The sequence below is a fragment of the Janthinobacterium sp. genome (genome assembly GCF_031995485.1).
In the GTDB taxonomy this organism is placed as follows: Bacteria; Pseudomonadota; Gammaproteobacteria; order Burkholderiales; family Burkholderiaceae_D; genus Janthinobacterium.
Genome location: NZ_DAMAGB010000065.1, coordinates 1 through 20,545 on the forward strand (window position 1 = coordinate 1; position 20,545 = coordinate 20,545).

A 20,545-nucleotide genomic window follows, 5' to 3' on the forward strand; every position below is an offset into this window, starting at 1 on the left:
GACGCAGGTCGGCGTGTGCTGGCGCGCACAGTTTTCATCTATCTAGGCGTACAGGAACAGGAACAGCACGCTGGCCTGGTATCGGTACCGCTGTTCCAGGACGACGTCTACCTGGCCGCGCCATTGCATTCACCGTATGCGGGACAGGCCTCGGTCGACCTGCAGGCGCTGCGCGGCGAAAAATTCGTCACCCTCAACGAAGGCTTCGTCACCTCGCAAAGCTTCAGCCACGCGTTTGCGCTGGCCGGCTTCGTACCGGAAACCACGATGCGCGTTGGCGATATTTTTTCGCTGATTAACCTCGTCAGCGGCGGCATCGGCTACAGCCTGCTGCCCGGCCGCGTGCGCGCCTTCAACTCGCGCATCGAACTGCTGCCATTGGACGAACGCTATGGCTCGCACCAGCAGATCACGCTGCTGATGCTGAGCAGCCGCGAGCGCGATGCCAATTTGCTGGCGCTGGCGGCGGAGTGCCGGTTGTATGGACGTGGCGAGCGCGCGCCTGGCAGCTGAACAAGCTGCTAAGCTTGGCTACAAGACCACTCTCAATCAGCCACCATGCGATTTCCCCTGCTTGCCTTGCCGCTGCTGTTGTCACTATCCGCCTGCGCCCCCATCATCAAGGCGCCGCCGGAAAGCATGACGGAAGCGCACGTCAAAACCCTGACGCAGGAACAGCGCGCCGCAATGGTGGCGCGCCTGGAAAAGGAAGTCGTGGGCTTCTCCGTCGGAACGCCTTCGCCAAACAGGGCGTACGTGTTTTTTGACCCCTCCTGTTCCTATTGCACCGATCTGTGGCGCGAGGCGGCGCTGCTGAAAGAGCAGGTGGAGTTCGTGTGGATACCGGTGGCGTTCATGGGGTGGGATAGCACCTTGCTCGGCGCGGCCATGCTCGATGCGGCAAACCCGGCAGGCATGATGTCGGCCAATGAAGAAGCGATGCGCACGTCCGGCGCGCCCTTGACGCTGACGGCGGAGCCGTCCGAAGTGTCTGTGTCCACCGTGAGCAGCAATACCGACCTGCTGAACAGCCTGGATCCGGGCAACCGGAACCTGGCCGTGCCCCTGATCTACTACCGATCTTCGAGCGGACAGATCGAGATCGTTTCGGGCTTCATGAAGGCGAAGGCCCTGAAGGCCGCCATGAAACTGAAGTAATCATGAAACGCAGACTTCGCAGCCAGCTGCAGAGTCTGCGCTGGCTTGCTTAAATCGCGCTATCCCACGGCGCCGACAACCTCACCGCGCAGTTGATCAGCCCCACCATCGAGTAGGTCTGCGGGAAATTGCCCCACATTTCGCCCGTCACCGGATGCGTGTCTTCCGACAGCAGGCCCAGGTGGTTGCGCGCCTGCAGCATGGTTTCGAAGATCTGGCGCGCTTCGTCCTTGCGGCCGATGCGGGCCAGCGCGTCGATGCGCCAGAAGGTGCAGATGTTGAAGGCAGTTTCCGGTTTGCCGAAGTCGTCCGGCGCTTCGTAGCGGCGCATGTAGGGGCCGTCGCACAGCGACGCTTCCAGCGCGTCGACGGTGGCGATAAAGCGCGGGTCCATCGGGTCGATGAAATTGACTTCCGCCATCAGCAGCACGGAGGCGTCGAGGTCGCGCCCGCCCAGGCTTTCGGCGAATGCCTGGCGCTCTTCGCTCCACGCTTCGCGCAGCAGGCGTTCGCGGATCACCACGGCGCGGCTTTGCCAGTGCTCGGCGCGGTCCGGCAGTTCCAGCTTGTGCGCCACTTTCGACAGGCGGTCGCAGGCCGCCCAGCTCATCAGCATCGATGAGGTATGGACACGGGCGCGCGTGCGCAGTTCCCACATGCCGGCATCCGGCTCGGCGTGCAGCTTGAAGGCCTGCTCGCCGACCGCTTCGAGCGCCATGAATTCGGCCTTGCCGGCGCGGTGGAACAGGCGGTGGTCGAGGAAGGCCTGCGCCGCGCCCAATACGATATTGCCGTAGACATCATGCTGGAAATGTTCCTGCGCCTGGTTGCCCACGCGCACCGGGCCATTGCCGCGATAGCCGGGCAAATGCTCGACCAGGGATTCCGGCAGCATTTCTTCCAGGCCGATGCCGTACAGCGGCTGGATGTGGCCGCCCTTCGAGCGCGCCACGATGTTCGTCAGCCAGCGCAGGTAGTCTTCCATGGTACCCACTTCGGACAGGCTGTTCAGTGCGCGCACCACGAAGAAGGCGTCGCGCAACCAGCAGTAGCGGTAGTCCCAGTTGCGGCTGCTGCCCGGCGCTTCGGGGATGCTGGTGGTCATGGCGGCGATGATCGCGCCCGTGTCCTCGTACAGCGACAGCTTCAAGGTGATCGCGGCGCGGATCACCACGTCCTGCCATTCGAGCGGCACGGCCAGGCGGCGCGTATAGGTGCGCCAGTAGTTGATGGTTTCCTTTTCGAAGATGCGCGCCGTCTCGTCGATGCCGCCGGCCAGGGTCTCGTCCGGACCCAGCAGGAAGTTGGCCGTCTTGTCGAGCACGAAATACGATTCGCTGAGCACGTAGTTCAGCGACGTATCCGTGTTCAGGCGCAGCGTCTGCTCCGGCCCCACGTAGCGGATATGGTGGCTGCCCTGGGTGATCTGCGGCGCCAGCTTGCCCCAGTCGAAACGGGGACGCAGGCGCACGCGGATGCGCACGGCGCGGTCCAGCGGGCGCACGCGGCGGATCAGCATCAGCGGGCGGAACATGCGGTCGCGGCTGAGGAAACGGGGGGCGAAATCGGTGATTTCCACGCCGCGCCCTTCGGTGTCGTACAGGCGCGTGCGCAGTACGGCCGTGTTGGGCTCGTAGAACTGTTCGCTGCGCGCGTAGTTTTCAATGTCGATGCCCCAGACGCTGCCGTTTTCGGAGGCGTCCAGCAGGCTGTTGAAGACCGGATCGCCGTCGAAACGGGGCAGGCAGGACCAGACAACCTGGCCCTGCTGGTCGATCAGCGCGCTGAATGCGCAGTTGCCGACCACGCCGCAATTGAGGCTGGCCTGCTGTGGCGTGAGGGGGGCGGAAGAGGAAGCGGCAGCGCTGGCTGCCAAGGCTTTCGACGCTTGCGCGCCGCTGGGAGTGTCGTAGGGCTGCTCGTGGGATGTGGTCATCGGCTACTCCTTGTGTGGTGTGGATGAGGCTGCCAACAGGACCGCTCGCAATGCAGCTGGACTGGCCAGGCGCAGCGAGGCGGCACTGGCGCCGCTGCCTACCTTGACGCCCTGCCCGCCTGCCTGTTCGACAAAGGCAAAGCCTGCCTCATCGGTGGTATCGTCGCCGGCAAACACGGGACGGCGTCCCGCGAATGGCGCTTCGGTCATGAAGGCGGCAATCGCGCCGCCCTTGTTGGTGGCGGCCGGCTTGGCTTCGAGCACCATTTTGCCATGCAACAGCAAAACACCGGGGCACGCTTGCACGGCGGCCGTCATTTGCTGCACGCACAGCTGTTCGAGTTCCGGCGCCAGCCGGTAATGCAGGGCCACGGCGCCGCGCTTGCGCTCCACCAGCAAACCGGGGTGCAAGGCCGCCAGCGCCTGGGCTTGCGCCAGCACCGGCGACACGTCCGGCGTGGCGGCCACGTGCAGCTGGCCGTCCGCGCCGCGCCGTTCGACGCCGTGCACGCCGGCCACCGGCAACACCAGCGGCGCCAGCATGGCGTCGATCTGCGCGACGGGGCGGCCGGAAATGATCGCCAGCGCGCCCTGATGGCGCGCCGCCAGCAGGGCCAGCGCTTCGGCCACGCCCTTTTCCAGGCACACGCCATCGGGCGTGGGCGCCAGGTCGACCAAGGTGCCATCAAAGTCGAGGAAGATCGCGCAGCCCGGGTTTTCCAGCAGACTGCCCAGTACCGCGCTATCGTCGTGCGCTGTTTCCAACATCGTTTCTACATTACCTGCCATTAAAGTCCCTTGCGCCGGCTTGAGCGGCGGTGTGCATCAATCTTGGTCATCACCTTGTCGCGCTGGCGCAGGCGCGAGGCGTCCAGCAGCATGCGCCCGGCCCAGCGGTACACATTGAAGTGTTTCACGCGCGCGCGCATGCTCTTCATGCGCTCGCGCTGCTCCACCGGCGGCATGACCAGGCCACGGTACAGGGCTTCGGCGCCCTGCTCGATGTGATACGGGTTGATGATCAGCGCTTCGTGCAATTCACGCGCGGCGCCCGTGAATTGCGACAGCACCAGCACGCCCATCTCGTCGTCGCGCGAAGCGATGAATTCCTTGGCCACCAGGTTCATGCCGTCATGCAGGCTCGTCACCATGCACACTTCGGAAGCGCGGAAGAAACGCTGCAGCGCGTCCTGGCCGTGGTGCTCGGCTTTCAGCAGGATCGGCACATAGTCGCCGCTGCCGAAGCGGCGGTTGATGCGCTCGACCATCTTGCGCACGCGGGTGTCGAAACTCTGGTACTCGTCCAGCGAGGCGCGGCTCGGCGCGGCGATCTGGATGAACGTGAAGTGTCCCACCATGCCAGGCTGCTGCTCCAGCATGCGTTCGACCGCCTGGAAGCGCTCGACGATACCCTTGGTGTAATCGAGACGGTCGACGCCGATGCCCAGCAAATGATCGGACGGCACACCGATGGCGGCGCGGATCTCGGCGCGGCAGGTGGCCACGTCGGGCAGGTTCGGATCTTCATCGGGCCAGGCAATGGAGATCGGATAGTCTTCGACCTGGGTCATCTCGCCGCCATACGAAATGGTCGACGCTTCCGGTTCGATGCGGGTTTCCAGGTAGCGGTCCACGGTTTCCAGGAAGTTCTTGCGGTGGAACGGCGTATGGAAGCCCAGGATGGTGCTGCCCAGCAGGCCATCGAGAATCTCTTCGCGCCACGGGCAGATGCCGAACGACTCCGAGTTCGGCCAGGGGATATGCCAGAACGTGATAATCGTCGCTTTTGGCAGCGCCTCGCGCACCATGCGCGGCAACAGGGCAAAGTGGTAATCCTGCACCAGCACCACCGGGTTGTCGGTTTTCGCTTCGGCGATCACCGCTTCGGCAAAGCGGCGGTTGACCTTCACATACTGGTCCCAGTCCGACGAGCGGAACACGGGGCGCACGTGGGCAATATGGCACAGCGGCCACATGCCTTCATTGGCGAAGCCGTAGTAGTAGCCCTGCTCTTCCTCTTCAGTCAGCCAGACGCGGCGCAAGGTGTAGCTGGGGTTTTCCGGCGGCACGGGTACGTGATCGAGCTTGTCCACCGTCTCGCGGTCGGCCGAGCCGGCGCCATGGGCGATCCAGGTGCCCGAACAGGCGCGCATCACCGCTTCCACGGCGGTCACCAGGCCGCTGGCCGGACGCTGCACCCGGATGCTGCCGTCGTCGCCCCTGGTATGGATATACGGCTCGCGGTTCGACACCACCAGCACCTGGTCGCCGGCCAGGTCCGCTTCGAGCAGGCCGCGCAGTTTTTCCGGCGTCCATTCCGAGGTCCAGCCATTGTTTTCGCCCTGGCGTTCCAGGTGGTATTCCTGCAGCAGTTCGCGCAGGTCGCCGATCAGCGGCTGCATTTCGGCCGGCGCAGGCGCGATGATGGGCGCAGGCGCGGCGTCGGCCTGCACTGCCACGTTCTTCTTGGCCAGCAGTTCGCCGCGCAGGATGTCTTTCACGGCCGACAGCCAGCCGCGCCAGCTCAGGTGCGCCACGAACACGGTCATCAGCGAAATCAGCACGGCCAGCACGGCCAGGAAGGCAAAGATGAAGCGCTTGGTGTCGCTGTTGCGGCGCTCGACAAAACTCATGTCCTGCACCAGCACCAGCCGGCCCAGCTGCTGCGCGTCGCTCATCACGGGCGTTTCGCTCAGGTGTACCTGGCCCTGCGGCAGCTGCGCCAGCGATTTATAGAGGCCACCCGAGCTCGGGGTGGTCCAGCAACCGATCGAGGCCGGGAACTGGGCCGTCTTGTAAAGAAGCTTGCCGGCGTTGTCGCAAAAGCCCAGCGCGATCAGGCGCTCGTCGCGCGTGGCGCCCTGGAACAGGTCATTGATACGGGCGGTATCATTTTCCGGCAAGTACTGCGTCAGCGGCGGGCGCAAGGTGCCAGCGAGCAGTTCGGCGCGGCTATCGAGGTCGCGCACATACCAGCGCAGCGTAATGTTGTCGAGCAGCGGGACCACGATATACGCGAACAGTCCCAGTACCAGAGCGAGAGGCAGAATGAAACGCAAGGACATTCTGAGCGATCTTAAAATCATCATTTTCCTTTGCAGAAGCTAAAAGCATGGCAAGTATGCCAATATTTTCCATGCGGTGTCGTTCTGTTGATTTCCTTGTTGAAACACCAAGCGTGCCACAGAGGTAAATCATCAGGTACTTTCAGTATCTGCGATCGGAAGCATCTTGTCCGTTAATCAACGCACGCCCCAGCTCTACAGTAAGGCTTTAGAATAAACATTTGCTGCCATCCATTTCACCCATCACAAGGATTTTTCGCCTATGGATCTCACTACGTATCATTCATTGATGGGAGGAAGGCTTGCCTCCGCCGTCACGGTCCTGCTGAGCGCCATTATCTCCACCCTGATCGCCATGGGCGTGCACCGCGCCAGCATCAGCCTGCTCAAGCGCCTGGCCAATGGCCGCCCGTTCACCACCAATGTCACGCGCGTGGCCTTCCGCGCCAGCCAGCTGTGCCTGATCATGTTCGGCCTGCGCATCGTGCTGGCCGGCGCGCCCAGCGATACGCCGGGTCTGGTCGGCCTGTCGCACCTGGCCAGCGTAGCGCTGATCGTGGCGCTGACCTGGCTGGCCATGCAATGCATCGAGTCGCTCAGCCTCACCATCGCCCAGCTCAACCCGGTTGACGTGGCCGACAACCTGCGCGCGCGCCGCCTGATCACGCAGGCCAGGGTGCTCACGCGCAGCGCGCACGCCATCGTGATTATCCTGGGTCTGTCCTTTATCTTGCTGACTTTGCCGGGCGCGCGTCAGATCGGCGCCAGTCTGCTCGCTTCGGCCGGCGTGGCCGGCCTGGTGGCCGGTATTGCGGCCCGCCCCGTGCTCGGCAACTTCATTGCCGGCCTGCAGATCGCGTTCTCGCAGCCGATCCGCATCGATGACGTGCTGATCGTCAATGGCGAATGGGGCCGCGTCGAGGAAATCAAGGGCACCTATGTGGTAGTGCGCATCTGGGACGAGCGCCGCATGATCGTGCCGCTGACCTGGTTCATTGAAAACCCGTTCGAGAACTGGACCCATACCTCGTCCACCATCCTCGGCACCGTGTTCCTGTGGCTGGACTTCAGCGTGCCGGTCGACCCGCTGCGCGAGGAAATGGAGCGCCTGTGCCAGGCCTCGCCACTGTGGGACCAGCGCGTGTGCAAGGTGCAGGTGACCGACGCCACCGACCGCGCCATGCAGCTGCGTTTCCTGATCAGCGCGAACAATTCCGGCGACGCGTTCGAACTGCGCTGCGTGATCCGCGAAGGCATCCTCGGCTATGTGGCGCAGCACTATCCGCACGGCCTGCCGCGCCTGCGCTCGTCGCTCGATCCGCTTGAACTCAATACCACCGCCGCCACAGTCATCAACCGGCCTGACGCGCTCGATACGATTATTGACGGTTCGCCAACGGCCAAGGTGTAAGCTGCAAGTTGATACCCTCCCAGCCTGAAGGAACACCGACATGAGCACCAACGCCTGGTTTATCCTGATCGGCTGCCTGATGCTGGCGCGCGGCCTGGCCGCCACCAGCATCGCCCGCCTGCCGTTCACCTCTTCGATCGCCTACCTGGGCGTCGGCCTGGTGGTCGGACCGATTGCGCTGGGCCTGTTTTCGCTCGACCTGGTGAAGCAGGCGCCGCTGCTGGAAACGCTGACTGAAATCGCCGTATTGATTTCGCTGTTTTCGGCCGGCGTCAAGATGCCGGTGCCGTTCACGCTGGCGCGCTGGATGCCCTCGATCCGCCTGGCCTGGCTGTCGATGGCGATCTCGGTGGCGCTGGTGACCGCGTTTGCCTGCCTGGTGCTGGAGCTGCCGCTGGGCGCCGGGATTTTGCTGGGCGCCATCCTCGCGCCCACCGATCCCGTGCTGGCTACCGACGTGCAGGTGCGCCGCCCCGGCGACAGCGACCAGTTGCGTTTTACGCTGACGTGCGAAGCGGGCATGAACGACGGCAGCGGCTTTCCGTTCGTGATGCTGGGCCTGGGCCTGTTGGGCCACCATGAGCTGGGCAACAGCGGCTTTACCTGGCTGTGGCACGACCTGCTGTGGGGCAGCGCGGCGGCCATCGCCATCGGCGTGGCCGGCGGCGCGCTGCTGGCGTGGCTAGGCTGGCAGCTGCGCGGCAAGGATCCGAAGCACGAAGTGCTCGATGACCTGGTGGGGCTGGGCCTGATCGCGCTGGTGTATGGGGTGGCGACCTGGCTGCATGCCTGGGGTTTCCTGGCGGTCTTTTTTGCCGGCGTGGCGCTGCGCCAGACGGAATTGCGGCTGACCGGCGCGCCGGAAGACAAGCAGGGCCTGCTGCAGGCCGAGGAAGTGCATCCAGGCACGGCCGTCAAGCCGAACGAGCCGCAAACGCCGCTCACTGTCAGCGCCGAGTCGCTGGTATTCAAGGAACACCTCGAACATCTGTCCGAGCTGACGCTGGTGCTGCTGCTGGGCGGCGCCGTCAGCGCGTCGGCGTGGAACTGGCGCACGGTGGGCATGGCGCTGTTCCTGCTGCTGGTGGCGCGTCCCGTCAGCGTGATGCTGGGCCTGCTGGGATCGAACACGGGCATGCGCCTGCGCGGCATTGCCGCCTGGTTTGGCGTGCGCGGCATCGGTTCCGTGTATTACCTGTGCTATGCGATCAACCATGGCCTGCCAACAGGGCTGGCGCGTGAGCTGAGCCATATCACCATCGTGGTGGTGATGGTGTCCATCGTCGCGCACGGTATCAGCGTGACGCCCTTGCTGAACCGCTACTGGAAGGACTGACGCAGCTGGCATCATTGCTGCGCAGCAATGTTTTGCCAATCGGCACTGCTTTTCCGAAAAATATTGTTAAGATAAGATATCAAGACATCAAACGCCTGCATCAGGCGCGAACTTAGCCGAGGAAGAACGAACACCATGAAACGACGAAGCGTACTGGGACTGGGCGTTGCACTGGCCCTGCTGCAAACCGGCTGCGCCACCAATCCCGCCGACACGGCCTGGGAAACCGCCTTTGACGCCTTCATGCGCGACGGCCTGGCGCGCACCGAAACGCCGGCCATGAGCGTGGCCATCGTGCGCGGCGACAAGACCATCTTTGCGCGCGGCTACGGCATGGCCAATATCGACGCGGGCCTGCAGGCCGGCGCCGACACGGCCTTCCATATCGCCTCGGTCAGCAAAGTGGTGACGGCCACCGCCATCATGATGCTGCACGAACAGGGGCTGTTCCAGCTCGACGACAAGGTCGCGCCACACCTGGACTTTCCGCTGCTGCACCCGAAGTATCCCGATGTGGCGATCACCTTCCGCCATCTGCTGACGCATACCTCGGGCATTTCCGACGCCGTGTACGAAAAGACGCCGGCGTTTTCCGTCGAAGGCGACCCCAGGTTGCCCTTGCGCGATTTTCTGAAAGGCTATCTGTCGCGCGGCGGCGGCTGGTATGACGCGGACCTGTCGTTTGCCGGGCGTCCCGGCACGGAACGGCGCTACAGCAATGTTGGCTTTGCCCTGCTCGGCTATCTGGTATCGCGCCTGAGCCCGGAAGCGCTGGACGTCTACAGCGCCGAGCAGCTGTTCGAGCCGCTGGGCATGGACGACACGGCCTGGAAGCTGGCCAGCCTGCCGCGCAGCACGGTCATTGCCCAGCCGTACAAGGACAAGGACCCCGGCGTGCAGGTGCTGCCGCCAGTCGGCTATCCGGACTGGCCGGCTGGCCTCTTGCGTACCTCGGCCCATGATTTCGCGCGCTTCCTGACCATCTTCACCAACGGCGGCAAGGTCGGCAGCCACCGCTACCTGAAGGAAGAAACCGTGCAGGCCTTCCTGGCGCCGCAGCCGGTCAGCATGGCGGCCAGCGATCCGCAGGCGCGCCAGGCGCTGGCGTGGATCTTGCGCGATCTCGATGGCATGCAGCTGGCCACGCACAGCGGCGGCGACCCGGGCGCCGCATCCGTCGTCTGTGTCGACACGGCCAGCAAGACAGCCGTGCTGGCGTTTGCCAATATCAGCGCCGACCGCGAGTTCCGCAGCTTCCAGAAGGAAGTGGTGCAGCGCTTGCTGGCGCGCGCCAACGAGGCGGTCAAAAAGTAGGAGCAGCAATGCCACTGTGTGGGCGGCCGCACAGTGGCGGCTATCGTATGACGTATGCTGGAACGGTCACATTTGACGTACCTTTAACCTGTATCAGGAGACCAGCATGACGAACCGCATCGGCAATAAAGATATCGCCCAACAACGCAGCAAAAGCGAAAAAGCCCGTATCAAGGCATCGAATATCGCCAGCGAAGCGGAGAAAAAAGCGATAGCCAAGGCCAAATACCGCAATGCGGTAAAAAACCAGCCGCAGCCGGCCGGTCCTGCCGCTTAAGTTTCACTCAGGTTCAGGCGCCAAACCAGCCGGTCATTTTTTCCGACGCGCGCTGCCTGACCTCGGCCGTGATATAGGTCGCCACCGTTGCCACGGCGGCGGCCAGCACGGCCAGGTCATCCGCATAGCCCACGACGGGCGTGATGTCGGGAATCGCATCGATGGGCGAAATGAAATAGCCGAGCGCACCGTAAATGGCCGTCTTGGCCCACACCGGCGTATTCGGTTGCTGCGCCGCGTAATACAGCCACAGCGCTTTTTCGATCACTTCGCGGCCGGCCGTCTTGGCAAACTTGATGACCTTGTCCCAGAAGCTGTCGTCCGTATATTTCTTTTCGTACGCCTTCGCCTGTGCGGCATGGTCCTGTTCGAGATTTTTTCTTCTACCAAACATCTGTTGCTCCTCTACGCCAAGCGCGCCTCGTTGAGCGCGCACATTATCATACATCGCCTATGGCGATACCTGGAGTACCGTACATGAAAATGGAAACACCCGCCCCTGCCAGCCCTGCTGCCGACCCGGCACCGGCCATTGCCAAAGCTGCCGGCCTGCGCTATGTCGGCGACCACCAGCCCGGCATTGCGCGCCAGGGCAAGCCCGGCAAATTTCATTACCTCGACGCCGACGGCCAGAAGCTGGACGACGACGATACCCTGGCGCGCATCAAGGCGCTGGCGATACCGCCGGCCTGGACCGACGTCTGGATCTGCGCGCGCGCCAATGGCCACGTGCAGGCCACCGGCCGCGACGCCAGGGGCCGCAAGCAATACCGCTACCACGCGCGCTGGCGCCAGGTGCGCGACGAGGCGAAATACGAGCGCATGCTGAGCTTTGGCCGCGCCTTGCCCGCCATCCGCCAGGCGGTCGACGCCGGCATGAAACTGCCCGGCATGCCGCGCGAAAAAGTGCTGGCGACCATCGTGCACCTGCTGGAACTGACCATGATGCGCATCGGTAACGAAGAATATGCGCGCACCAACAAATCATTCGGCCTGACCACCTTGCGCACGCGCCACGTCAAGGTGGCCGGCAGCGGCGTGGAATTTCATTTCCGCGGCAAGAGCGGCGTGCACCACGACATCAAGCTGAGCGACCGCCGCCTGGCGCGCGTGCTGCAGACCATCCGCGACTTGCCAGGGCAGGAACTGTTCCAGTACCTCGACGAAGACGGCCAGCGCCACGGCGTGGACTCCGGCGACGTCAACGACTACCTGCGCGAGATTACCGGTGAAGACTATACGGCCAAGGATTTCCGCACCTGGTCAGGCACGCTGCTGGCGGCACTGGCGCTGGAAGAATTTGAAAAAGTCGATTCCGAAGCGCAGGCCAAAAAGAATATCGTGCAGGCGATCGAATCGGTGGCCAAGAAGCTGGGCAATACGCCGTCGATCTGCCGCAAATGCTATGTGCACCCAGCGGTCCTCGATTCCTACCTGGACGGCAGCCTGCTGGAAGGGTTGAAGGCGCGTGCGCAGCAGGAACTCAAGGAAGACCTGCATGCGCTGGCGCCGGAAGAAGCGGCCGTGCTGGCTTTGCTGCAACGGCGACTGCAAAGCGAGGAACCGCTGAAACAGAAGCTCAGGCGTCGAGGCTAGGCTGGCACTGGGCCGACAGGCTCAGTTCGCGCATGCCGCATACCGGCAGGGCGCGGCCTTCGTCGCCGGCCATCTGGGTCGGCGCAGCGATGGTGGCGGCGGCTGCCGGACCGGCGTTGGCGTCGCCATTCCAGATAGTGGCCGCCAGGGTCGACACCGTGAACAGGCAGATCAGCACGAAAGGCTTGTTCACAAAAGTTGGCTGGTGCATCGCTGGCTTGTTCATGGCATCGTCCCGATCTGATTGGTTGGCTATTGCAGAGTTGACTCATCATCTCGTCTTTCCGCAAGGCATACAATCAGACAGGTGCCGCCAGTCAAGTAGGACTAAGCTGACAAGTGCATCTCAAGATGAAACCCAGGCTGCATCAGGGCTGCAGGGCATCCGGGTCTGCGTCGGGGTCTTTCAGCTTGACTACGCCCGGCACTGCGATGAGGCGTTTTTGCAACGCCAGGAACTGCATCGGTGTCACGCGCGCAAAGGTGATCACGATATCGTCCAGCTGTGGCGAACCGTCTTTTTGCCGGATTACGAACTGCTGCACCCGCGTCGTGCCTGCCCCCAGCGCCTCGTGCAATTTGTCGAGCGACAGTGCATCGCGCTCGGCCGTGATCAGCAGTTCGCGCCGCTGGCGGCTGCCGATAAAACGCTTTTCCAGCGGCTTGATGCCCGCCAAAATGATCAGGATGATGACGGTGGCCGCTACCGCCGGTGTATACAGCCCGCCGCCAACGGCCAGCCCGATGCCGGCCACCGACCACACGCTGGCCGCCGTCGTCAGCCCGCGCACGATCTCGCCGCGCGCCAGGATCGCCCCGGCGCCCAGGAAACCAATGCCCGACACCACCTGCGCCGCCATCCGCGACGGGTCCAGCGTTACCCGCTCGCTGAGCACCTCCGAAAAACCATAGGCCGAGACGATCATGATCAGCGTCGAACCGACGCACACCAGCATATGCGTGCGCAAGCCCGCCACCCACGCCAGCCGCTCGCGTTCGTAGCCGATCGCGCTGCCCAGCAAGGCCGAAAACGCCAGCCGTCCTACCAGTTCCCATTCCGATGCCAATGCCATGGCTTTGCTCCCTCATCCGGTTGACGGTTGAATTTACCACGGCGGACCCTGCACCGGCTTTACGATGGCAGGTCGCCCAGCTCCAGTTCGGAAAATCCGGCGCGCCGCCGCGCTTCCAGGTTGAATGGTCCACGCAAGGTCGGCGCCTCGTAGCGCGCGGCCAGTTCGGCATAGGTGGCGCGCAATTCAAGTCCCCGCTGACCGCACAGATAGCCATACCAGCGGTTGCCGATTTCCACGTGTCCGACTTCGTCGCGCAGGATGATGTCGAGGATGGCGGCGGCCGCCATGTCGCCGGCCTGCGCCAGCTTGGCGCGCAGCGGCGGAATCGCGTCGAGTCCCCGCGCTTCCAGCGTGCGCGGCACCAGCGCCATGCGCGCCAGCACGTCGCCGCGCGTCTTGTCGACCATTTCCCACAGGCTGTCGTGGGCCGGAAAGTCGCCATATGCTTGGCCCAGCACCTCCAGGTGCGCCACCAGCAGCGAATAGTGGGTGGCCTCCTCGGCGGCGACCTGCAGCCAGTCCGTATAGTATTCCACCGGCAGATCCGGGAAACGCCACAGCGCATCGAGCGCCAGGTTCATCGCGTTGAATTCGATATGCGCCAGCGCATGCACCAGCATGGCGCGGCCTTCTTGGGTAATCATCGAGCGGCGTCCGACCAGGCGCGGCGGCACCAGTTCGGGGCGCTGCGGGCGGCCGGGGATGGCGCCAGCGGGCTGCAATGCTGCGGCGGGATCGGGTGCGGGACGTGATTGCGCCATGGCGGCCACCATTGCCACCTTGGCCGTCGGATCGGGTTCGAGCAGGCAGGCCAGGGCGCAGGCGCGCAGTTCCCGGGAATTGTAACTGTTCGAGGGAGTTGGGTGCATGATGCTTCCTTGGTGCGCGGTTTCGGTGAGGGGCGCAGTGTATCAAATTTAACCCAACGGCAGAGAGCCGGGGTCGGTCGCTTCGCGAGCGGAATACATCCCACTGGGACGTATTCCCCCTGAGGGTCCGACCCCAGTCCTTGCCTTCGGGTTGAAATAACCTCAGCGCCCCGCCAACAGTGCCCCCCCACGTGCCACGTAAGCATCCATCTCAATCTCGGGCACCATGCTGCCGCCCGTCCCCCACACCAGATGCGTGGCATTGTCCAGCTGCCCCGCATACAGCGGCGCCGCCAGCACGGAAGCAACGGCCGCGAAGCCCGCCACTGCCGAAGGCTCCAGCCGCAGGTTTTCCGTCCGCTCCAGCAGCGCCAGCAGGCGGTACAACTCTTCATCGGTGACGGTCGCATAGCCGTCGATCAGCCGCTGCATGGCGCGGCCGACAAAGCCCGACGGCCGGCCCACGGCCAGGCCGTCGGCGGCCGTGAGATTGTCGATGCCGATATCCTGCACGCAGATCAACTCGTGCAGGCCCGTATGCACGCCCAGCAGCATGCACGGCGCATGGGTGGGCTCGACAAACACGCAGTGGACCGCATCGCCAAACGCCAGTTTCAGGCCGAACGCCACGCCGCCGGGACCGCCACCCACGCCGCATGGCAGGTAGACGAATAGCGGATGGCCGGCATCGACAAGCACACCCTGCGCGTCGAACTGCTTCTTCAGGCGCTCGCCCGCCACCGCATAGCCGAGAAACAGGTCGTGCGAGTTTTCGTCGTCGATAAAATGGCAGGCGGGATCGCTTTCGGCTTGCCGGCGGCCCTGCTCGACCGCCACGCTGTAGTCGGACGCGTATTCGGCGACAGTCACGCCATGCGCGCGCAGCTTGTCCTTCTTCCACTGGCGCGCGTCGGCCGACATGTGCACGGTGACGCGAAAGCCCAGGCGCGCGCTGATGATGCCGATCGACAGGCCCAGGTTGCCGGTCGAGCCCACCGCGATCGCGTACTGGCCGAAAAAGGCGCGCACGACGTCGCTGGCCAGCAGGGCGTAATCGTCCTGCTCCGTAATCAGGCCGGCGTCCAGCGCCAACCCCTCCGCGTGTTTCAATACTTCGTAAATGCCGCCGCGCGCCTTGATCGAACCGGAGATCGGCAGGTGGCTGTCGAGCTTGAGCCACAGCTGGCCGGGAATGGCGGCGCCAGCGCGCTGCGCCAGTGCCGCCTGCATGGCGGGCACGGGCAGCACGGGCGACTCGATCATGCCGCCAGAGGCCTCGGTAGCGGGAAACGCACGCGCCAGGAACGGTGCAAAGCGGGCCAGGCGCGCGCTGGCGGCAGCCACGTCAGCCGCATCGAGGCCGACATCGCCCAGCGCTTCGGCGGTGGGCACGATGGCGGGATTGAACCAGCTCAGTGGCTGCAGGGCCGCCAGCTGGTCGACCAGGGGAAAGCGGGCGCGCAAGTCGGCGATGGATGGAGCAGGCAGCATGAAGACCTCCTTGTGTTGACAGTCCCTGATTAGACCTGATCCTGGCGTGCGTGGCAAAGAGGCGGGCAAACGAATCCGGATGCGCTTGTCGGCTCACGCCCTGAAGAGCCAAGCCGACAAGCGTGGCGGGGCAGGCTTAAAACTTCAGCTGCAGGCCCAGGTCAATCGAACGTCCTTCGGCCGGCAAAGGCTGCAGCCCTCCCCCATGCGCCTGCAGTCCCGACAGATAGACGCCGCCGAGCGGATCGGCGTACGCCCGGTTGAAGACATTCGACACGCCAAAATTCACGCTGGCCTTGCCCACCGCCACGCTGCTGCGCAGGTTGACGATGGCGTAGCCAGCCGTCTGCGGTTCCAGCCGCCGTGCATCGACCTTGTCCTTGCGCGCCACCATTTTCATTTCGACGCGGTTGCTCCAGGCGCCCACCGTCTGCTCGATGCCCAGCAAGGCATGGAACGGCATCATGCGGTACAGGTCGCCGTCGCTGTCGCTTTCCCTGCGCCTGCCGCGCGTGTACGCCGCGCTGCCAGTGGCGGTGAACTTGCCCCAGCGCGGGCTGGACGCCAGCGGCGCCTGCCATGACAGGTTGACGCCATACAGTGTCGCATCGTGGTTGGCGAAGCGCAGCAGATTGCCCTTTGCGCCCATCTGCATGTAGGGGTTGAACGGCGCCAGCACGTCGGCGTCGATATAGTCGTTGACGCGGCTGTAGTAGGGGTTGATGCGCACGAACCAGCTGTCGTCGCCCGCGCCATGCCAGTCTGCCGTGAAAGCGGCCGTGTACGCCGTTTCCGGTCTCAGGTCGATCTTGCCCACATAGCCGTTGCCGTCGCCAAACCAGTTGGTCATGGTCATCGCCATGCTGCCGCCGCCCCACGAATAGCGCTCGTACAGGTTGGGCGAGCGCACCTTGCGCGCCAGCGCGAACTCGTAGCTGCCGGCGGCGTCCGGCACAAAGCGGGCCAGCAGGCTGGCGTCGAGATTGGTATCGCGCTGGCGCCGTGAACGCGCGTTGAAGGCGGCCGCCGCCATCGTGTCGGCCATGTTCATCATGCCGGCGCCGTACGATTGTACCTCGCCCGTCTCCATGCGCACCGATTCGCCGCGCAGGCCCAGCACGCTGGTCCAGCGCGCATCGTGGCGTGTTTCCAGTTCGCCGAACAGCACCGTGCGGTCGCGCCGGCCGCCGTTGATATTGAGGTAGGTGCGCGGCCCCATCATCATCGAACCGGGTACCGCAGGCCAGTAGTCATCGAGACGGAAGCCGTGGAACTCCTGGCCCAGCCGCAGCTCGCCGGCTGCGGTCGGCAGGCTTTCCTGCAGCGCCAGGCCCGTATTGCGGCCCCGCGTGACCATCGGCATGGTGCCGGGGCGCTCGCTGCTGAAAAACCCCATCTCGTGGTCGGTCTGCTGCCAGTAGGCGCGCGCATCGAGCACGCCCCAGCCGAAACTGCCATGCCAGGCCAGGTTGGCGAACTGGCCGTGGTTGTCCGTCATGTCCATATACTGGTTCGGAAAACCCTGATAGGGAATATGCTGCACGCCCGCGCGCAAGGTCAGCAGCTGGCCGTCGCCTTTTACGGCCAGCACGATGGCCTGGTTGATGCTTTCGGCCATGCTGCCCAGCACCCTGTCGCCATGGCCGTCCTCGTAGCTGCGGCTGCGCGTGTAGGCGCCGCTGTAGCCGATCGAGAGCGTCTCGCTGGCGCCGGACGCCGCCAGATTGCCCGATACGCTGCGGTTGACGCTGCGACCAAGCAGGCCGGCGCTGCCCTGCGCCAGCATGCCGGCGCCCGCCTCCGCGAACACCGGCGCCTGCGACTGTACCTCGATGGTGCCGCCGATGCTGTCGCCGCCGGCGCTCACCGGCGTCACGCCCGCGATCAGGCGGATGCGCTGCACTTGCGACGGGTCGATATACGACAGCGGCGCGTTCATGTGGTTGGCGCAGGCCGAGGTGATTTCCATGCCGTCGATGCGGATCTTCAGGCGGTCGTCCGCAAAGCCGTTGGCCACCGGCAGGCCGGACACGCCGCCACCGGCCGCCACGCCGTAGCCGGGCATATCGCTCAGCATCTGCGCCGTATCGCCGGACGGCTGGTAGCGCTGGGCCAGCGCCGTGACGATGACCTTCTGCTCGGGCAGGACGATCTCGCTGGCGGCGCTCTGCGCCATGGCCGGCAGCGCCAGCGACAGAGAAATCAATAAAAGGAGGTGGTTCATGCTGCTTCTTTCAATTCGATGGACAGGACGAACGGCCGCCAGCCCGCACAATGAGTGCGGCCGACAACGGTTCAGGCGAAGAGAATCAGAAGACGGCAGGCGGGCCGCGGGGCTGGAGCGGCGTCCAGGCAAACAGCGGGTTGATCGATTGATAAAAGAGTACGGGCAGCAGGCCGACGATCAGCGCACCGGTAGCGGGCGCCAGGCTGGCAGGCGGCAAAGCAAGCGTGGCCGCATGCATGCTGCAGCACGGGCAGTCGCCCATCTGCATGGCGCCCTGCTCCGGTGCCGGTTCCTGCGAGCTCGGCTTGATCGGCACCATGTTCATGCCGCCTGCCACGGAGCAGATCTCCAGGCTGGGTACCGCCATGCCCCGGGCAACCGTCAGCGCGCGCGACACGGCCGGGGCGAGCGCGGCCAGCAGGATGGCGCAGCACGCGATCCACAGAACGAGGGTAGCCCTGGCTTTGCTGGTGAACATGGCGGCATTATAGCCGCCGCCCTGCCCCGCGCCCAGCGCCACTACCAAGAAAACAACGCTGGCTTACAGATCCACTTTCACGCTTAGCTTGACCGTGCGCGGCGCGCCGGACGCCAGGCGCGTGCCGGCGCCGGCCCAGTAGCGCTTGTCGGCGGCATTGTCCATGTTCAGCTGCCAGGTAACGGCCTTGTCCATCATGCGGCCCGCGTAGCGGGCGCCGGCGCTGAACAGGGTCACGCCGCCGAGAAAAGCCTGGTTCAGGTCATTGACGGGACGCGCGCTGTAGTAATACGCGCCGCCATTGACCGACAGCCCCGGCATGCCATCGAACGCATACGACAAGAAGGCGCTGCCGGTGCGTTTCGAGGCGTTTTCCGGCGCCTTGCCGTTGTACTGGGCGTTGATATGGTCGAAGCGCGGATCGAGGAACTGCGCCGAGGTCTGCCACGACAGCTGGCGCATCAGCTTGCCCTGGGTCGACAGTTCCAGGCCCTGGTAGCGCTGCTCGCCGTCCGCGGTGAACACATTGCCGGTATTGGTGTAGTAGCCGGGGCGCGTGATATCGAACAGCGCGGCCGACAGCAAGGTACCGGCGGGCGACAGCCAGCGCGCGCCCAGCTCCTGCTGCCGGCTCACGCCGGGCGCCATCTTGACGCCCTGGTTGGCCGAACCGGTGGGAGCCGTCTCACCCTCTTCCAGGCCGCGCGCCATCGACGCATACAGCGAGAGATCGGGTGCAAGCTTGTAGATCAGCGACGCCATCGGCGTGGTCTTGCTGACGTCATAATGGCTGGCGCCCTGGTCGCTGCGGTAGCTGTTGTGGCGCACTCCGACCACGCTTTGCCATTGCGGGTTGAACACCATGCGGTCCAGCGCATACAGGCCTGTATCGCGCGTGTCGAGCGCGGCCGTGGTAGGCGATGCTGGCGCGGCGCCGAATACCACGCTGGTCACCGGCACCGGGTTATACAGGTTTTGCGCGGCGATCGTGTAGTTGCGCTGGTAGATCGGGTCTTGCGCCTTGTCGGTGCGCGACGCGCCCAGGGTCAGTTCATGCGCAATAACACCCGTCCTGAAATTGCCGGCCAGTTCGGCGCGCAGCAAATCGGAGGTGTTGACACCATGCTGGATATTGCCAGTGATGCGGCCCGCGCCGGTGGCCAGCGCGGCCGCGTTATTCAGGCGGAAGATCGCCAGGCGGCGGTCGCGCGCCGTTTCGGAGCGGCCCGCCTCGACCGTCAACGCCCAGCCGTCCGCCAGCGCATAGTCGGCGCGCAGCTGGGCGTTTTTGGTCTGCGCTTCGAAGTTCGACCAGTCCGGGCCGATCAGTTTTGACGGGTCGACCGCGCGCGGCAGGGTAATCACGCCATTGACGGCGACCGGCAGGTTGACCCCCGCCTGTTCCGTCACCTTGCGGCGGTCGTATTCCAGGTCGGCCTTGAGCAGCAGCTTGTTCGTCACGCGCCAGTCCAGCGCGGCCGAAACAAAGCTGCGGTTGCCATTGCCGACATGGTCCATGTAGGAGCCCAGCGTGCCGCCGGCCGCATTGACGCGCAGGCCGAACTGCTGCTGTTCGCCAAAGCGGCGGCCCAGGTCGACATTGGCCACCGCGCTGCCGCGGTCGTCAACCGACAGGCCGGAGCTGGTGACGGGCTTGCTGCCGGCGCGCTTGGTAACGAAATTGACCACGCCGGCCGGCGACGCAAAGCCGTAATACAAGGCGGAGGCGCCCTTGAGCACCTCCACGCGCTGCTTGTTTTCCATCGGTACCTGCGAGAAATTCATGATCGGCATCGAGCCGTTCAGCCGATAGTTGGTCCGGTTTTCCACCGCGATGCCGCGAATGACGAGCTGGTCCCACGTCTCGCCGCCATTTTGCTGGCGCGTGACGCCGGCCGTATTGCGCACGGCGTCGTACAGGCCGCTAACCGCCTGCAAATCGAGCAGTTCACGCGTGATCACATTCACCGTCGATGGCACGTCCATGATATTGGCGCCACGGAAGCTGCCCGCCTCGGTGGTCAACGGCACCAGTGCCTGCGCGCGGGCGCCCGTAACTTGCACGGCTTGCAAGACCGTGTCGTCTCCGGTTTGCGCGTGGACAGCGGGGACAAAAGCCAGCGATAAAGCGGCGGCAAGGGGGAGCAAACGGGGGAACAATACGGCGGGCATGGATGGTGAAACCTTCAATAAGACAGTCAATCGAAACTGGCGGTTACCAACATGATATCGATAACGAGAATCATTCGCAAGAATTGGTGAGAATGTTGCTGTTGTCGCGACTGACAAGCCTGCGCCATGCCACTGTTTG

18 protein-coding genes are annotated in these 20,545 nt (G+C 64.4%); 7 read left to right on the plus strand and 11 right to left on the minus strand.

Annotation, left to right across the window (positions count from 1 at the left end; translation table 11 throughout):
* On the plus strand, positions 1-513 hold a 513-nt coding region (locus tag RTQ46_RS25250; RefSeq protein WP_312440348.1), incomplete at its 5' end, for a LysR substrate-binding domain-containing protein.
* 45 nt (positions 514-558) lie between these two features.
* On the plus strand, positions 559-1,158 hold the full coding sequence (locus tag RTQ46_RS25255) for a hypothetical protein (protein ID WP_312440349.1): 600 nt from the start codon (positions 559-561) through the stop codon (positions 1,156-1,158).
* 49 nt (positions 1,159-1,207) lie between these two features.
* Here RTQ46_RS25255 and RTQ46_RS25260 read toward each other — a convergent pair whose 3' ends face one another.
* From RTQ46_RS25260 to RTQ46_RS25270, 3 genes are read right to left on the minus strand one after another with little or no spacing between them, the layout of a single operon-like run.
* Positions 1,208-3,094 carry a glycoside hydrolase family 15 protein gene (locus RTQ46_RS25260; protein ID WP_312440350.1) on the minus strand — a complete coding sequence of 629 codons (1,887 nt, stop codon included), beginning with the start codon at positions 3,092-3,094 and terminating at the stop codon, positions 1,208-1,210.
* A gap of 3 nt (positions 3,095-3,097) precedes the next feature.
* Positions 3,098-3,862, minus strand: coding sequence for a trehalose-phosphatase (gene otsB, locus RTQ46_RS25265; RefSeq protein ID WP_312440351.1), 765 nt, complete (start codon positions 3,860-3,862; stop codon positions 3,098-3,100).
* A 20-nt stretch (positions 3,863-3,882) separates the two neighbouring features.
* Positions 3,883-6,159 carry a trehalose-6-phosphate synthase gene (locus RTQ46_RS25270; RefSeq protein WP_312440352.1) on the minus strand — a complete coding sequence of 759 codons (2,277 nt, stop codon included), beginning with the start codon at positions 6,157-6,159 and terminating at the stop codon, positions 3,883-3,885.
* A 262-nt stretch (positions 6,160-6,421) separates the two neighbouring features.
* Here RTQ46_RS25270 and RTQ46_RS25275 point away from each other — a divergent pair, with 262 nt between their 5' ends.
* The 4 genes from RTQ46_RS25275 (at position 6,422) to RTQ46_RS25290 (ending at position 10,497) form a co-directional block, all read left to right on the plus strand.
* A complete protein-coding gene (locus RTQ46_RS25275; protein ID WP_312440353.1) occupies positions 6,422-7,570 on the plus strand; it encodes a mechanosensitive ion channel domain-containing protein in 1,149 nt (382 codons plus the stop codon).
* Positions 7,571-7,610: 40 nt separating this feature from the next.
* A complete protein-coding gene (locus tag RTQ46_RS25280) occupies positions 7,611-8,906 on the plus strand; it encodes a cation:proton antiporter (protein WP_312440354.1) in 1,296 nt (431 codons plus the stop codon).
* Positions 8,907-9,041: 135 nt separating this feature from the next.
* Positions 9,042-10,220, plus strand: a complete 1,179-nt coding sequence (locus tag RTQ46_RS25285) for a serine hydrolase domain-containing protein (RefSeq protein ID WP_312440355.1) — start codon at positions 9,042-9,044, stop codon at positions 10,218-10,220.
* A 106-nt stretch (positions 10,221-10,326) separates the two neighbouring features.
* Entirely contained in the window at positions 10,327-10,497 is a 171-nt protein-coding gene (locus tag RTQ46_RS25290; RefSeq protein ID WP_312440356.1) for a hypothetical protein, read from the plus strand.
* Between the two features lie 13 nt (positions 10,498-10,510).
* Here the strand turns inward: RTQ46_RS25290 and RTQ46_RS25295 are convergent, their stop codons facing one another.
* Complete coding sequence (locus RTQ46_RS25295; RefSeq protein WP_312440357.1) at positions 10,511-10,891, minus strand: DUF1232 domain-containing protein; 381 nt, start codon at positions 10,889-10,891, stop codon at positions 10,511-10,513.
* Positions 10,892-10,974: 83 nt separating this feature from the next.
* Between RTQ46_RS25295 and RTQ46_RS25300 the strand changes: the two genes are divergently transcribed.
* Positions 10,975-12,093 (plus strand): DNA topoisomerase IB, encoded by a 1,119-nt coding sequence (locus RTQ46_RS25300; protein WP_312440358.1) that lies wholly within the window; start codon positions 10,975-10,977, stop codon positions 12,091-12,093.
* Here the strand turns inward: RTQ46_RS25300 and RTQ46_RS25305 are convergent.
* From RTQ46_RS25305 to RTQ46_RS25335, 7 genes are all read right to left on the minus strand, one after another.
* On the minus strand, positions 12,077-12,319 hold the full coding sequence (locus RTQ46_RS25305; protein ID WP_312440359.1) for a hypothetical protein: 243 nt from the start codon (positions 12,317-12,319) through the stop codon (positions 12,077-12,079). The two genes, RTQ46_RS25300 and RTQ46_RS25305, sit on opposite strands and share 17 nt — an antisense overlap.
* Before the next feature lie 142 nt (positions 12,320-12,461).
* On the minus strand, positions 12,462-13,166 hold the full coding sequence (locus RTQ46_RS25310; protein WP_312440360.1) for an MgtC/SapB family protein: 705 nt from the start codon (positions 13,164-13,166) through the stop codon (positions 12,462-12,464).
* Between the two features lie 59 nt (positions 13,167-13,225).
* Positions 13,226-14,038 (minus strand): ferritin-like domain-containing protein, encoded by an 813-nt coding sequence (locus RTQ46_RS25315; RefSeq protein ID WP_312440361.1) that lies wholly within the window; start codon positions 14,036-14,038, stop codon positions 13,226-13,228.
* Between the two features lie 162 nt (positions 14,039-14,200).
* Complete coding sequence (dsdA, locus tag RTQ46_RS25320) at positions 14,201-15,529, minus strand: D-serine ammonia-lyase (protein WP_312440362.1); 1,329 nt, start codon at positions 15,527-15,529, stop codon at positions 14,201-14,203.
* A 136-nt stretch (positions 15,530-15,665) separates the two neighbouring features.
* Positions 15,666-17,753 carry a TonB-dependent receptor plug domain-containing protein gene (locus RTQ46_RS25325; RefSeq protein ID WP_312440363.1) on the minus strand — a complete coding sequence of 696 codons (2,088 nt, stop codon included), beginning with the start codon at positions 17,751-17,753 and terminating at the stop codon, positions 15,666-15,668.
* Positions 17,754-17,838: 85 nt separating this feature from the next.
* Complete coding sequence (locus tag RTQ46_RS25330; protein ID WP_312440364.1) at positions 17,839-18,234, minus strand: DUF2946 family protein; 396 nt, start codon at positions 18,232-18,234, stop codon at positions 17,839-17,841.
* 63 nt (positions 18,235-18,297) lie between these two features.
* Positions 18,298-20,406, minus strand: coding sequence for a TonB-dependent siderophore receptor (locus tag RTQ46_RS25335; RefSeq protein WP_409518373.1), 2,109 nt, complete (start codon positions 20,404-20,406; stop codon positions 18,298-18,300).
* Positions 20,407-20,545: the final 139 nt, after the last annotated feature.

Coding starts and splice junctions, on each gene's coding strand:
- RTQ46_RS25255 (WP_312440349.1), top strand. CDS start 559: ATGCGATTTCCCCTGCTTGCCTTGCCGCTGCTGTTGTCACTATCCGCC.
- RTQ46_RS25260 (WP_312440350.1), bottom strand. CDS start 3,094: ATGACCACATCCCACGAGCAGCCCTACGACACTCCCAGCGGCGCGCAA.
- otsB (WP_312440351.1), bottom strand. CDS start 3,862: ATGTTGGAAACAGCGCACGACGATAGCGCGGTACTGGGCAGTCTGCTG.
- RTQ46_RS25270 (WP_312440352.1), bottom strand. CDS start 6,159: ATGTCCTTGCGTTTCATTCTGCCTCTCGCTCTGGTACTGGGACTGTTC.
- RTQ46_RS25275 (WP_312440353.1), top strand. CDS start 6,422: ATGGATCTCACTACGTATCATTCATTGATGGGAGGAAGGCTTGCCTCC.
- RTQ46_RS25280 (WP_312440354.1), top strand. CDS start 7,611: ATGAGCACCAACGCCTGGTTTATCCTGATCGGCTGCCTGATGCTGGCG.
- RTQ46_RS25285 (WP_312440355.1), top strand. CDS start 9,042: ATGAAACGACGAAGCGTACTGGGACTGGGCGTTGCACTGGCCCTGCTG.
- RTQ46_RS25290 (WP_312440356.1), top strand. CDS start 10,327: ATGACGAACCGCATCGGCAATAAAGATATCGCCCAACAACGCAGCAAA.
- RTQ46_RS25295 (WP_312440357.1), bottom strand. CDS start 10,891: ATGTTTGGTAGAAGAAAAAATCTCGAACAGGACCATGCCGCACAGGCG.
- RTQ46_RS25300 (WP_312440358.1), top strand. CDS start 10,975: ATGAAAATGGAAACACCCGCCCCTGCCAGCCCTGCTGCCGACCCGGCA.
- RTQ46_RS25305 (WP_312440359.1), bottom strand. CDS start 12,319: ATGAACAAGCCAGCGATGCACCAGCCAACTTTTGTGAACAAGCCTTTC.
- RTQ46_RS25310 (WP_312440360.1), bottom strand. CDS start 13,166: ATGGCATTGGCATCGGAATGGGAACTGGTAGGACGGCTGGCGTTTTCG.
- RTQ46_RS25315 (WP_312440361.1), bottom strand. CDS start 14,038: ATGCACCCAACTCCCTCGAACAGTTACAATTCCCGGGAACTGCGCGCC.
- dsdA (WP_312440362.1), bottom strand. CDS start 15,529: ATGCTGCCTGCTCCATCCATCGCCGACTTGCGCGCCCGCTTTCCCCTG.
- RTQ46_RS25325 (WP_312440363.1), bottom strand. CDS start 17,753: ATGAACCACCTCCTTTTATTGATTTCTCTGTCGCTGGCGCTGCCGGCC.
- RTQ46_RS25330 (WP_312440364.1), bottom strand. CDS start 18,234: ATGTTCACCAGCAAAGCCAGGGCTACCCTCGTTCTGTGGATCGCGTGC.
- RTQ46_RS25335 (WP_409518373.1), bottom strand. CDS start 20,406: ATGCCCGCCGTATTGTTCCCCCGTTTGCTCCCCCTTGCCGCCGCTTTA.